20 protein-coding genes are annotated in these 13,247 nt (G+C 22.4%); 17 read left to right on the top strand and 3 right to left on the bottom strand.

Features of this window, described 5'->3' with window-relative positions:
• Positions 1-185 precede the first annotated feature (185 nt).
• The 3 genes from AACK81_RS05930 to AACK81_RS05940 all read left to right on the top strand — a co-directional run bounded on the left by AACK81_RS05930 (position 186) and on the right by AACK81_RS05940 (position 3,161).
• Positions 186-1,907: a hypothetical protein gene (locus AACK81_RS05930; RefSeq protein WP_338960558.1), complete on the top strand. Its 1,722-nt coding sequence runs from the start codon at positions 186-188 to the stop codon at positions 1,905-1,907.
• Between the two features lie 13 nt (positions 1,908-1,920).
• Positions 1,921-2,829 carry an ABC transporter ATP-binding protein gene (locus AACK81_RS05935; protein ID WP_338960561.1) on the top strand — a complete coding sequence of 303 codons (909 nt, stop codon included), beginning with the start codon at positions 1,921-1,923 and terminating at the stop codon, positions 2,827-2,829.
• Between the two features lie 128 nt (positions 2,830-2,957).
• Complete coding sequence (locus AACK81_RS05940; protein WP_338960562.1) at positions 2,958-3,161, top strand: hypothetical protein; 204 nt, start codon at positions 2,958-2,960, stop codon at positions 3,159-3,161.
• Here the strand turns inward: AACK81_RS05940 and AACK81_RS05945 are convergent.
• The 3 genes from AACK81_RS05945 to AACK81_RS05955 form a co-directional block, all read right to left on the bottom strand.
• On the bottom strand, positions 3,118-4,602 hold the full coding sequence (locus tag AACK81_RS05945; RefSeq protein WP_338960565.1) for an APC family permease: 1,485 nt from the start codon (positions 4,600-4,602) through the stop codon (positions 3,118-3,120). The genes AACK81_RS05940 and AACK81_RS05945 overlap by 44 nt on opposite strands.
• A 120-nt stretch (positions 4,603-4,722) precedes the next feature.
• On the bottom strand, positions 4,723-5,484 hold the full coding sequence (locus AACK81_RS05950) for a hypothetical protein (protein WP_338960568.1): 762 nt from the start codon (positions 5,482-5,484) through the stop codon (positions 4,723-4,725).
• A 2-nt stretch (positions 5,485-5,486) separates the two neighbouring features.
• Positions 5,487-6,812 carry a hypothetical protein gene (locus tag AACK81_RS05955; protein ID WP_338960570.1) on the bottom strand — a complete coding sequence of 442 codons (1,326 nt, stop codon included), beginning with the start codon at positions 6,810-6,812 and terminating at the stop codon, positions 5,487-5,489.
• A 334-nt stretch (positions 6,813-7,146) separates the two neighbouring features.
• Here AACK81_RS05955 and AACK81_RS05960 point away from each other — a divergent pair, with 334 nt between their 5' ends.
• The 14 genes from AACK81_RS05960 to AACK81_RS06025 all read left to right on the top strand — a co-directional run bounded on the left by AACK81_RS05960 (position 7,147) and on the right by AACK81_RS06025 (position 13,237).
• A complete protein-coding gene (locus AACK81_RS05960; RefSeq protein WP_338960573.1) occupies positions 7,147-7,476 on the top strand; it encodes an ATP-binding cassette domain-containing protein in 330 nt (109 codons plus the stop codon).
• 626 nt (positions 7,477-8,102) lie between these two features.
• The gene (locus AACK81_RS05965) at positions 8,103-8,381 is read left to right on the top strand and encodes a hypothetical protein (RefSeq protein WP_338960574.1); all 279 of its coding nucleotides are present in this window, start codon (positions 8,103-8,105) and stop codon (positions 8,379-8,381) included.
• Between the two features lie 210 nt (positions 8,382-8,591).
• Positions 8,592-8,762 (top strand): hypothetical protein, encoded by a 171-nt coding sequence (locus tag AACK81_RS05970; protein WP_338960576.1) that lies wholly within the window; start codon positions 8,592-8,594, stop codon positions 8,760-8,762.
• Positions 8,755-8,985 (top strand): hypothetical protein, encoded by a 231-nt coding sequence (locus AACK81_RS05975; protein WP_338960578.1) that lies wholly within the window; start codon positions 8,755-8,757, stop codon positions 8,983-8,985. The genes AACK81_RS05970 and AACK81_RS05975 overlap by 8 nt, the downstream gene beginning before the upstream one ends.
• 2 nt (positions 8,986-8,987) lie before the next feature.
• Entirely contained in the window at positions 8,988-9,461 is a 474-nt protein-coding gene (locus tag AACK81_RS05980; RefSeq protein WP_338960581.1) for a hypothetical protein, read from the top strand.
• Positions 9,415-9,708: a hypothetical protein gene (locus tag AACK81_RS05985; protein WP_338960583.1), complete on the top strand. Its 294-nt coding sequence runs from the start codon at positions 9,415-9,417 to the stop codon at positions 9,706-9,708. Before AACK81_RS05980 ends, AACK81_RS05985 begins: the two co-directional genes overlap by 47 nt.
• 3 nt (positions 9,709-9,711) lie before the next feature.
• Positions 9,712-9,873 (top strand): hypothetical protein, encoded by a 162-nt coding sequence (locus tag AACK81_RS05990; RefSeq protein ID WP_338960586.1) that lies wholly within the window; start codon positions 9,712-9,714, stop codon positions 9,871-9,873.
• Entirely contained in the window at positions 9,873-10,109 is a 237-nt protein-coding gene (locus tag AACK81_RS05995; RefSeq protein WP_338960588.1) for a hypothetical protein, read from the top strand. Before AACK81_RS05990 ends, AACK81_RS05995 begins: the two co-directional genes overlap by 1 nt.
• Positions 10,110-10,120: 11 nt before the next feature.
• Positions 10,121-10,303 carry a hypothetical protein gene (locus AACK81_RS06000; RefSeq protein ID WP_338960591.1) on the top strand — a complete coding sequence of 61 codons (183 nt, stop codon included), beginning with the start codon at positions 10,121-10,123 and terminating at the stop codon, positions 10,301-10,303.
• Positions 10,304-10,422: 119 nt separating this feature from the next.
• On the top strand, positions 10,423-11,247 hold the full coding sequence (locus tag AACK81_RS06005; RefSeq protein WP_338960594.1) for a hypothetical protein: 825 nt from the start codon (positions 10,423-10,425) through the stop codon (positions 11,245-11,247).
• A gap of 16 nt (positions 11,248-11,263) precedes the next feature.
• On the top strand, positions 11,264-11,422 hold the full coding sequence (locus AACK81_RS06010) for a hypothetical protein (protein ID WP_338960597.1): 159 nt from the start codon (positions 11,264-11,266) through the stop codon (positions 11,420-11,422).
• 33 nt (positions 11,423-11,455) lie between these two features.
• Positions 11,456-11,644, top strand: a complete 189-nt coding sequence (locus AACK81_RS06015) for a hypothetical protein (RefSeq protein WP_338960599.1) — start codon at positions 11,456-11,458, stop codon at positions 11,642-11,644.
• Between the two features lie 15 nt (positions 11,645-11,659).
• Positions 11,660-12,034, top strand: coding sequence for a hypothetical protein (locus AACK81_RS06020; protein ID WP_338960602.1), 375 nt, complete (start codon positions 11,660-11,662; stop codon positions 12,032-12,034).
• Positions 12,035-12,052: 18 nt separating this feature from the next.
• On the top strand, positions 12,053-13,237 hold the full coding sequence (locus AACK81_RS06025) for a hypothetical protein (protein ID WP_338960604.1): 1,185 nt from the start codon (positions 12,053-12,055) through the stop codon (positions 13,235-13,237).
• The last annotated feature ends 10 nt before the right edge of the window (positions 13,238-13,247 follow it).

Raw genomic sequence — 13,247 nt, forward strand, 5'->3', positions numbered from 1 at the left:
TAATTATTAGATTATCTTTTATATCAAAATTTGTTAAATTTTATTACTTATAATTAAAATGTTTAAATAATATTTCTTTTTTTATGCAGTTTAATAAAAAATAATTTTTCTTTTTCATTAAATTATATTTTATAAACAAAAAAAATAATTGATTATAATTGATAATATGTAAAGGAGAAAAAATAATGGACAGATTACTAGAAACCACAACGAAAACTATAGAAAAAACTAAAACCAAAAAGGCAAGTTGATTTAAGTTATTTAGATTAATTATAATTAAAATTAGTTACAGTTTTATTACGGCATTTTTATTTTTATTTTCAATAGTAATTTCGGTATTGAGCATTAGTGTTTTGTTTTTTTTAAATTTATCAATAGAAGATTTTATTATTGATTTACAATATTATATTATGATTTTTTATAGTATATTTTTATTTATTTTTATTTTATTAAATGCTATAAAAATTTTTGGTACTCAATTTGAAGATAGTTCTTTCTTATTATTACTTACTAAACCTTATACAAGAAATGTTATTATTTTAACTCAATACGCTGCTTTATTTTTTATGAGTTTAACTTTTATTTTCATAAATATTATTGCTTTATTAATATTTGGCGGGATTTGTGGAATTATTATAAAAGTTTCTTATTTAGCTTTTTACGTATTAACTATCCTAAAGTTTTTTGGCTTTTGCTCTTTATTTGCTGTTTTAGTTACTGTTGGTGTAGTAACAATGTTAGTTTTTACTCCATCACAAACAGTTTTTTTAATTTTTGTTATTTTCTGTAGTCTATTTTTATTAGGTGGTTTGCCTTACTCATTAACCAAAATAAATAGTGACATTATTAAAATTAATTTTGAAAATAATATCCAATATACTGTTAGTGAAATCAAAGAAGCAATTTTATTTAAACAAAATTTAGAAAAAGGATTAATTAAATATCCAAATTTAACAAAAGCTATTTTTGATTTTTATTCTAATCTTAGTGATCAAGAATTAAAGGATATTAAAAAAAATAATGTTATTAATAAGCGTATTGATTTTTATCAAAAATTAGGATTTATTAAAACAAATCCTACTGTTAAAACTCTTAGTGGTAAAACAACCACTTGAAAACCAATTGAATTTCAAAATAAAGATATATTTATGAAAATTACTTTTAATAGTTATTTTAAAAACTTAGATGAATTAAAAAATAATGTTGATAATAATCAAATTACAGAAGACTTAATTAATATAATTAATGATTATGATAAAAAGTATAATATTGATTCATTTATGGATCTGCAAAGTGGTAAAGCACCTTCACTATTAACATACGATACTGATATTAATAATACTTATATACAAATTACAGGTCCAATATTAGAAAAACCCGTTCCACTATCACCCAAGGAAATTAAAAATATTTTTATTGATACATATGCATATAAATTTGATTTTCGTAATGAATTTAATAAAATTTTTTATAATCCTGTTTATTTTTTAGTTAGAACAACCGAAGAATATATTTATAATCAAATTCATACTTATCGTCAGATTACTAATAATTCTGTTACTAATGATAAAAATTATAAAAATTACATTAGTATTGCAAATAGTTATCAATTTATCAATGCAATAAATTTTATTGAACATTGAAATCAAATTTGAACTTATTTTATGGACTACTATGGTGATTTTTGATTTGAACCTTATGCAACATCTAGTATCGATTTTGATACACAAAAAAATACTTTATTTAGTTATCCTGATTTTAAACTAACACTAAATAATAAAAAAATAAAAACTGATAACATTGATTATTTTCAAAATAATCAATCAGTTCTTGAAATATATTGTGGATTTTCTATCTTTTTATTCTTACTTTCTTATTTAATGTATAATCGAAAAATTGTTAGTTAGGAGAAAACTTATTATGGGAACTACAGAAGACATTATAATTAGTGTCAGAAACTATAACAAAAAATTTAAAAAGTTTAATATTAGTAATATTAATTTTACTGTATTTAAAGGAACTATTCATGCTTTGGTTGGTCAATCTGGTAGCGGAAAATCTGTTTTATTAAAGTCTATCATTGGTGCAATGCCTAGTAACAGATACAGTGGTACAATTAAGGTTAATGATTACAAAGCAGGAAGTGCAAAATCAAAATTAAGTTTAGGTTATTCCTTAAATTTAGAAAACTTTCCACAAGGTTTAACAGCTTATAATTTTCTAAAATATTTAGGACAAACAACCACTATTACCGATAGTGCTCTAGAAGTTAATTTACAAAAATTATTAAATAATTTTAATTTATGAGAACATCGTAATAAGGGTTTAAATTCTTTCTCTTCAGGAATGAAAAATAGAATTATGCTAATTCAAGCCTTAGCACATGATCCAGAACTAGTAATTCTTGATGAACCGGGTGCAAACTTAGATTCAGAGTCACGAAAATATTTTACAAATGTATTAAAAAGATTAAAAGCAGAAGGTAAAACTATTTTCTTAACAACTCATATGATTAACGAGGTTAAAGATATTATTGATGATTGTACTATTATTGATTTGGGAAAAATGCTTTATAGTGGACCAATAGCAAAATTTGATGTTGGCAAAATTTTTATTTTGACTACCAACAATTTACCATTAACAGCCACTATATTAACAAAATATCAATATCAATTTAAATATATTAAAGATTTAAATGAAATCTTAATTCGCTTAGATACACAAGAAAAAATTGATAATCTTAGTTCAATTTTAAATAAATATAAAATTGGTATTCAAAATCTTTATGAAAAAGAAATAGATTTATCACATTTAAAAAATTTTTTATAAAATAAAAAACAAAAATTTAACTATAAAATTTCTAATTTTTTTAATTTCTTATAGTATAATTATTTATAAACTTAATATAAGTTTAATTATTTTAAATAAATACCTTTTCATTTTAATAAGGAGAAAAAATGCAAAAAGTTAATGAATGAATAAATAAACATCAACATGAATTTAAGAAAACACTTGAAGAAAAAAATCAAATAAAAATAAATTGAGAACAAGAATACAAAATAATTAATAATTTAAAAGAAGAAATAAACAACAAATATAAAAAAACTTATTTTTTTATTAACTATTACATTTTGCTAATTTTGCTTGATGTTCTAAATTAAAAGTAAATTCACTATTCAATTCTACTTGTAAATTAGGATTTGTTTTTAAACAAATTTTATATTTTTTATAGTAATAAGCAAAGTATCAAGTTATTGCAAAAATCACATTACTTAAAATAAATACTAATTCAATAACCATAGCAACTATTGCACTTGAATCAGTTGCTGTAACTGCATCATAAATAATAGAATAATAATGTCAAACAAACATTAAACCTAAAGTTACTAAAATAAATGGAAAAGTAATTTTTTCATATCAATTTAGTTTTAATTTTTTATCTAATGCTAATTTTAATACTGTAATTAAAACCATGATATAAATAAACATTGTAATTACAGAAAAAGCTGATGATAAAATTAACATAACAGATGTTACTATTAAATTAATAACTGCTGCTTTAACAGGAATTCCATCTTTATTTAAATTAAATAACTTATTAGAAATATATCCTTCTTTAGAAAGCGGCTGTAATGTGGTACCACCATATAAAGCGTTTTGCATTGCGATATTAATTTTTAAAGCTAACCCACTAATAATCATTATAATTGGACCACCATAGATAATTATTTTGCTTGTAAAAGGACTTCACGCACCCATATTCATATTTTGAACAAAGACTCTATATCCTAAAAAGAAAATTAATGAAATAACAACATAGAAAATTGTCATAATTATCATAATTAAAGTAATACCTTTACCAATATTTTTTTCAGGGTTATTAACGTTTTTATCTGCTGTTGAAAAAATTTCAAAACCAGCAAAGAAAAAGAAACATGAAGTAAAAGTATTCATAAATCTAGCAAAAGAAAATGTACTCTCAGTAGTTCAATAATTTCAATTTGATGAACCATTAGTTATTGCTAAACTAATTCCAGCAATAACTAAAAATCCGGCTGTTAATCACTTAATAATTGATGTTGTATGTGCCATTTTTTTATATATTTTAATCCCAGCAAAAATAACAGAAGCTGAAATCATATAAATAAAAATTCCAATGAAATCTAAATATAAATCAGAAAATGGTCCTCAATTAGCACTATACCATTGTGGTTGACCATTACTAATAAATTCTGGAGAAAAAGTTCCTCTAATTAACATCATTACTTGAATTGTTACAACAAATGGTAAACAAGCATATTGCATAAAACCTACTAATCAACCTCAGAATCTACCAAAAGTTGTCCTAACATAGATATATGCACCACCATTATTATCAGAATTATGAATTCTAGATAATTTTGCAAAAGCTCATGCACAATTATCCGCCACAAAACCAATTAATAAATACACTCATATTGCATTAATTCCAATTGAATTAGGTTTTCCAATATTAGATAATATTGCAAAATTACCAATAAAACCAATTCCTACTGCATAATTAAAACCTAATCAAACAAATTCTTTTAATGACAATCGTTTATGAGATTCATCACTCTTCATTATTTTTTCCTCCTTAATATTTTTAAAATTAATTGTAACATTTAAAAAGAAAAATATTTTGTTATTAATTAAATTAATGACATATATTCTAATTTTAATGATAATAATTATTAAAACCATTTAAGTAAATAACAATCTACTATGTTCACTTATTGAATGTTGATTTGCAAAATCAACATTATTTATTGAAATTATTTCATCTTGTAATAAAGGAATTATTTCTCCTTTATGATGCTTTATTTCTTGTTCAATTTCTTTTTGATGTTGATCTAAATCTTCATTACTTACATTATTAATTAGAGATACTGTTTTCATATTTAGTTCTGTTTGATGAAATTGTCGTTCAATAGTAACTAACTCTGTTAAATTCTCTAAATTATTTTCTGCTATTGTTTTATCGATTTGTGATTTTAAAGAAAATGGTTTATTATAAACAAAACCAAACCCCATTGAAACAAAAATAACACAGGCTAAAAATAATAATCATTCATTTCCAACAAAATTATCTTTGGCATTTACTAATACTTTTTTTATACTTTGTAAATCAAATGAATTTATTTCATTTCAATCAATATTATCTATACGTTGTTGAATTTGACTTTTTATATTTTCGACTATTACTGGCAAACTTTTATATTTAAAAATATATTCAATTTCTTCTTTAGTAACTTTACTGAAAATACTACATATTTCGATTATTTTACTAAATGCTATTTTATTATCTTCTATTACTTTTATTGAATCCTTTTTTAATTGTTCAATTAAAATTTGAAAATCTAAATTTGAAATTTGCCTTCTTTTTATTACTAACATTTCATGCACTATTTTTATATTTGGCGCTACTTCATGACCATTACGACGATAAGGGTACGGATATTTCATAACTATTTCAGCTGAAGCACCACCAAGTACAGATCTAAGTCAAGAATATATAATTGTATATTTTCAACATCTGTTATATTGCCAGTAATATTAAGTTTGGTTATTCCTGTAACGTGTTCTCTATTAAAAACTTCCATTGAAATAATAAAATCTTTAAAAAAATCAGAATTAAAATCATTCATAATATGTCCTGCTTCATGTATACAACTTTTAATTTTACCATCTCATGTTTTAATGTTAAAACTATTACCATTTATAATTAATGTAAAATATTGTTTTTTCAATGGTGATAGTTGCACTAATTGACTTGGTTTTAATTCTAAAATTTGTCATAAATAAAATGAACTTACTTGTTGTTTCGTCAATGATTTAACTTGTACTGGGGTCAATGATCTAATTTGTAGTGGTAAAAACTCTTGAATTTGTTTTTCCGTAAATTCTGAAATTTGTTCTTCTGTAAATTTTGAAATTTGTTTTGGTTTAAATCATGATATTTGTTCTGGTTTAAAAAATTTAATTTGTATTGGGGTCAATGCTTTAATTTGTTGTATTGTAAAAACTTCAATTTGTTCTCTTGTTAATGATTTAATTTGTTCTTCTGTAAATGCTTTAATTTGTTGTATTGTAAAAATTTGAATTTGTTCTTTTGTTAATGCTTTAATTTGTATTGGGGTCAATGCTTTAATTTGAGAAATTGTTAATAATAAAAAATGTTCTAGAGAAATTTTTGAAATTTGCTCTGGTGCTATTTCTGAAAATTGTGTCGGTGTTAATCAAAAAACTTCTCATAAAAATAATTTAGTTTTTTCTGGTGTAAACTTGTTAATTTGTTCTTCTGTAAAGGATTGAATCTGTTTTTGTGTAAAATACTGGACTTGTTCTGAAGTAAATCATGGGATTTGTTCTAGTTTAAATCATGGAATTTGAATTGGTGTAAATGCTTGAATTTGAGATGATTCAAGCGATTTCATTTGTTTTTTGGTAAATGATTGTATTTGTTTTTCTGTAATTATTGTAATATCTCATACTTGAATGTTTTGAATTTGTTCTTTTGTTATTGCTTGAATTTTTAATAAATTTAATTCATAAATTTTCATTATATTTATATTATCAATTGAATTAGTTTCCCTTTTAATTCTATTTAAATTAAAATCTAATATCGTTGTAATATTTTTATTATCAATTAACAATTGATTTCTTGTTATCATTTCATTATTTGTCATAGGTATTGCTATTGATAGATCATGTGTTTTTTTATTTTGTTGGTCAAAACTAAAAACAGTTAACGTTCATACTTTAAATCAATAATTTGGATTAAAAATTTTCATAATTTATACTATCCTTTCTTTTTAGAAATAAAAAAACCACTTACTTTCAAAAATAAAGTAAATGGTTAAAAACTTATATTCTTTTAATATTATCGTAATAATACACTATTTTAAAATAGTGTTATAAATAATGCTATTAATTGAAATTTTTATAAAAAAGATAACTTTTAAAAACATATTTAAAAAGTATTAACAATATTACTTAACTAAAAATAAAAAATGATTTACTCATATTTTAATTGTTAACAGCAGCAAGATGATATATAATGATTTATTAGAACCAAATTTAGATAGTGAAAATAGTAGTTTAAATTGAAAAGAGAGCAAATAAAAAATGTTAGAAAAAGAAACCAAAACAAATTTAACAGAAACAACACATGAAAAAAGAATTAAAAATAGTGACTTTCTAATTAATGCTACTGACATTGTTAAAGTATACGGTGATAAAACGGTTTTAAATAAATTAAATATTCAAATTAAAGCTGGTGAGCGAATTGGAATCATTGTTGCAAATGGTAGTAGTAAGTCAACACTGACAGAAATTATTGCTGGTATTAGACATGCAACTTCAGGAGTTATTGAAAAAAAAGGGAGCGTGTCGAAGATGTCGATAACAACTCATTTTCCTGAAATAGCTCCTTTCTTTTTTAAACCCTTGAATTAAAAATAAATGACAAAAGACGAGAATAAAAATCTTGTCTTTTTTTTGTGTAATTGTAAAATTTTAAAATTTTTAATAACCGTCTTTAACGCTATTATCAACACGTGTTAGGGAACTAAAAAAGTGAACTACAACACAGTTGTTAAAAATAGTAGCTAGCATGTGGACTTGCATGGATAAATAAAAAGTGGAGTGATACCTAATAAAATATACTAACCAGAAATGGTAATTCTTGGGGTGGGAGCGAATTGGAAACTAGTATATATAGACCTGCTTAGGGAACCTACTATATTAATTCTATTCTTTATTTAACCAACCTTGCCACTCCCCAGTGAGCAAGTGTTGGTTTTATTTTTTATTTTTTTGAAAAAATTTTTGGGCGAGAAAATAAATTTCAAACTTATAAAAAAAATTGAGGCATTCGATTCAATTAAAATATTAATTTGTTTAACACAAATTAAATAAATATTGAATCGAATGCCTCAATGTTTTTTAAAATTTCACAATTTATTTTTGAGCCCAGAATTACTGGAATAAATAAAACGAATAGTAGTATTATTAATAATCTAAAAATCAAAATATATGTTCTTTATGCTAGAAGCAACAGAACATATTAGGAGAGGATTATTATGCAAATAGAATTTAAAAAAGAACAAATTGTTAAAGATAAACCACAATCTATTCTTATTGATTATGTTGAATATAAATTATCGCTTCCAAAATGAATGATTAAAAATAATTCTTTTATTGTTGATAACAGTTACACATATTGAGTTTTTAATTTAGAAAATATTAAAAGAGAATTAAGTGGTAATGAATTAATAAAATTATTAGAACCATATATTAAAGACCAAAAAAAACTGTTAATAAACCAATTGCTCCAAAAGAATATTATCTTAATGATATAAAACTTGAACCACTAATATTTTATGAACAGCATAATAGTTGATTTATAAGTGAAATAACAGATAACAAAACTAAAATTACTAATCCTTGTTTTAAATATAACATTACGTGAGAAGAAAACAGAAAAAGTTTTAAAATAAATAATCCATATAATAAAAATGATTTAGCAATTCATTATATAGTTACTTCTTATAAAGAAACTTCAACTCATAATGAAAAAGTATTTTTGTTGAACATGTAAACAAAATAAATTAGATTATTTATTCTTTAATACTAATGATATAAAAACAAGAAAATATTTTTTAAGAGATAAAAATAGTAAAGCAATTTGTTATGACTGTATTTTAAATATTAGGTTAAGTAGGAGGTATAAATATGAATAAAGACCAAGAAATTAATTCATTAAAATTAAAAATAGAACTACTTAAACAAAATAATGACATATTATATAACGGTTTATGAAAAAAAATTGATAACTTTATTGATAAAGCAAAGTTCATTACATATTTAGAAAATAAAATTGAAAATGATGGATATAGAAGTACAAATGTTGATGCAATATATCATTCGTTAATACAAAAAATCAATAATGGAGAATTTGATTAATAATGGAATATGACTTAATTATTGGAATTGACCCCGCTGGTATTGGTAATAATGGAATTGTTATATATTCAAATGAAACTAATAATATTGTTTTTAATGAAACACTTAATGTATTAAAAGTTTCATGAACTAAAAATATGTATAAAGAATATTTTCAATTAATTAAAAAACATTTTGATAATAAAAAAATATTAGTTATTGTAGAAAATTTCTTTTTAAGTTCAAAACAATTATTAACTAATCCATTAGCAACACCTAAAATTATTGGTGCATTAATGGTGTTAGTAGAAGATATTATGAATTGAGATTATTTAGAAAGTGAACCAAAAAATAAAAACAAAATAGAAAATTATAAAGGAAATATAAAATTAACAAAACATGAACAAGATGCTTATAAGCATATTCAATACTATTTAAGGAATTATAAAAATGAAAGAGAAAGCAAATTATGTCAAATTAACAGTAAAACTGAGTAACACTATTGAAGCAAAATATTACGAAAAAGGTAATAAAGAATTATATTATAGTGTTCGTGGTCAATGAAATGGTTTAAACTATGTTACTTTAATTTTTAATAACTCAAAATTTTATAAACGATGTATTTTATTAAACAAAAACGATGAAATTATAGTAACTGGTCAAATCTTTAATACTTTAAACATTCCTAAAAATCGTGCATTTTGTTCAATAAATGTTAAATGATTTAAAAAATGAAAAGAGTAAAAAATGATATTATGAAAAATTTTATTAATAGTACCAATATTAATAACAAGCATAACACTAATAATATTTTTAATATTTATTATTAAAGAATTAAAAAATGAATATAAAGTATTAAAAATATTAAATGAAATATCAAAAGAAATTAAACATAAGGAGAATAATTAATGATAATATTACCTACTTTGTTTGAAAATAAAGATGAAATTGAAATATTATCACCATTTCCAAAAGCAATTCATACAAATAATGATATTAGAGCAATTATTTTAAGACAATACCCAAATGTTAAATCAAAACACATAATTGTTTCTGACCCAGAAAGTAATGTTGCATTAATAGTTGGTGATAATGATGTTTATCAAGGTTGAATTAAGGTAACAATTAAAAAATTAGAAAATTAAAGGAAAATAAAATGATTAATGATTATGAATGACTATGATATTGTGATATTTATGGTTGTAAAAATAATAATAGTAAGCAAGAAATATATGTTTGTTCAATTAAAAAAGATAAAAAATTAGGATTATGTAAAACTCATTTAAATAATTACAAAAATATAACAATTGATTATGTTATTGAAATTAAAGGAGAATAAATAAATGCAGAAGGAAAAAATTAAAATTAGAAATTATGAATTTGAATTAAATTCTTATTTAGTAGATTCTTTATTAGATGTTATAAGAGAACTAATAAAAACAAATAAAGGAGAGTAAAATGCCAAACGAAAATACACAATCAAATTATACTTTAACTAAATTAATTAGAACTGGTATAAGTCCAATTTGTGCAATGATAGGAACAAGTGCTTATTATGGTCCAGTAATTGCAAATCCAGTATTAGGTTCAATTAATAGTTTATTATTTGGTAAAAAATTAGGTTTAGATATTTGAAATTTAAATCAAAGACCAAATACTAAAACTAAATTAATTAATAGTAGTAAAAAAATATTACTAGGTTTAGGAACAATTGGTTTAGCAAATTATAGTAAATGAACAGAAAATAATATTAATCCTATTATTCCAACAACACCAACTCCAATAACTACTACAACTACAACAGAAGGTCCTCCATGATTACTATTAAATAAACAAGAAAATCAGTCATTAATGGATTGAGATACATATATTAGTTTAAATGCTTATGGTATTTCAAATCTTATTAGTGGATTAACTGAATTAATACCTAATAAATTTGAAACAATAAGAAAGATTTGTAATATGGCTACTGATGGTTGTTTAATATCAAGTGGTGTTGCTATGGGTATTAATAATGATTTTAATAATGCTTATGCAGTTCCAACTATTGTTGCTGGTGCTTCTGAAATTATTCATAATTTATTACCTATGGAAACTACACATCATAATGAAGAAATGCAAGAAACATCATTTCATGATGAAACTGCAAGATTAATTAATGACAATAGATTTACTATTAATAGTGAAACAACTAGTCAATATGGTAGTGATAATATGAGCGAAGTACCATTAAATAATGATAATGCTTCATTAAATTGAGATTATAATCACATGAGTTTATAAAGGAGGTGAATAATTTATGAATAAAGAAAAAATAATTGAATATTATAATCAGGAAATAAAAAAATATAAAGAAAGAATAGAAGAATTCAATAAAGAAATATCTGTATTAGTAGAAATTATAAGTAATTCACAATCAATGATTGAAAGAATTAATGGTGGTCAATTTGATGAATAATTAAAAATAAACAATTGAAAGGAAAATATTCAGATGAAAGAATTTTTACATGAATTAATAATTATTGGAACAAGTGTTGGAACATTAATTTGCAGAGAAATTAATGTTTTATTAAAAAGATTTATCACAACTCCAAAACATGTTAGAGCAAATAACAAAATTATAAAACATCAAAAAAAATTAGCAAAATTAAATGAAAAAATTAATAAAGAAAATAAATAATAAAGGGTGATGTAAATGTTAGAAAATGAAGATAATGTTCAACAAACAACTGAACCTTTAACTGAAAATAATGCTCAACAAGAAATAGAAAATAAAGTTAATGAAGCAGAAAATAAGTTAAATAAACTTAATCAAGAAATTAAAGAAAAAGAAATAATTAATATATTTAAAAAATATCAAGTTAAAACTGAATTTTATGATTATTTAAAATTTAAAACTAATAATTTACAAAATTCAAAAATTGAAGAAACTATTAAAAAAATGATTAAAGAACAACCAGTATTTAAACAAACAATTAATACAGGTGGTAATAAACAAATAATTATTAATAATAAACCAAATGATAAAAAAATTTTTTTAATTAATTATAAAAAGAAAAATTATTTATAAACGAAAGGAAGAAATAAAATGTCAGTACCATTTAATCAAAATTTAGACAATACAGAGAGATTAGTAGAAGCACCAGAATTTATAGAATTTTTTAAAATTTCAAATAGTCCATGGGCAAACTTTTTTCCTACTGAAATTGTTGATTCAGTAAATATTGAATTTATTGTTGAAAAACCAAAAAAACCAGAAGTTAAGATTATTGCTTGAGATGACAAAAGCAAAAGATATGAATTACCATATGTTGATACAGATAAAATTAGTAAAAAAATAACTAAAAAATATCTTGCAGGAAAAATTATTGCAGATGTAGATTTAAATGCAAATAATGCACAAAATTTATTAGATAGTATGCAATATGAAGTTGCAAATGATTTAGCAGATAAATTAGCAATTGATGATACACAAGCAATTGCAAAATCTGCTACTAAAATAGATATTGAAGATACAACGCCAATAGGATATTTAAAATCAATGTTATCTGCTTGAAATACTTTGTTTCAATTTAGAAACATTGCAAATAGTAAATTTTTTATTACTAATGGTCTTTATGATAGTTTAGTTTATTTAGCAGATAATAAAGGTTTAATCACCGATAATCAGTTAGCGCAACAATTACGTTTAAATGGAAATAATTTATATGTAAAAGGTGTATTATGTGAAATCGTTCTTGATGACTATATGATTTTTACTAATGATAAAAATGAACAACAACTAATGACTTTTGTTTTAGCAACACCAAGAGCAATGAAAAGATACATGTTAGAAAGAACAATTATTTATGTAGACTTTATTAAAGATGATAAAGCAGGAAGAGCATATAAAGTTGCTGGTGAAGTTGTTGGAGAATCAATACCTTATATTTCCAATAATGAAACAACATCAAGATGAATGTTATGCGGAATTATTAAAACAGAGAAAACTCATTTAAAAACTAAAATTACAAGTTTAACAACTGATATTACTGCAAATGTTAATAACAATAATAGTGAATTAAATACACAAATAAAAAGTACTAATGAACTTAAATCATTAAATCCTAATTTAACAAATCCAACTATTAAATATTTTAGTGATGCACAAGGAAAAACTAATGTAAGTAATCAAAAACAAAAAGCAGGTGACTTATATATAACCATTACTGCTAATGTTAATGACTTAAATTATAAAGGAACAACAAATCCAATTAAAATAACTCTTAAATAAAGGAAATTAA

This window comes from Spiroplasma endosymbiont of Lasioglossum villosulum (genome assembly GCF_964020195.1).
Classification (GTDB): domain Bacteria; phylum Bacillota_I; class Bacilli_A; order Mycoplasmatales; family VBWQ01; genus Spiroplasma_E; species Spiroplasma_E ixodetis_A.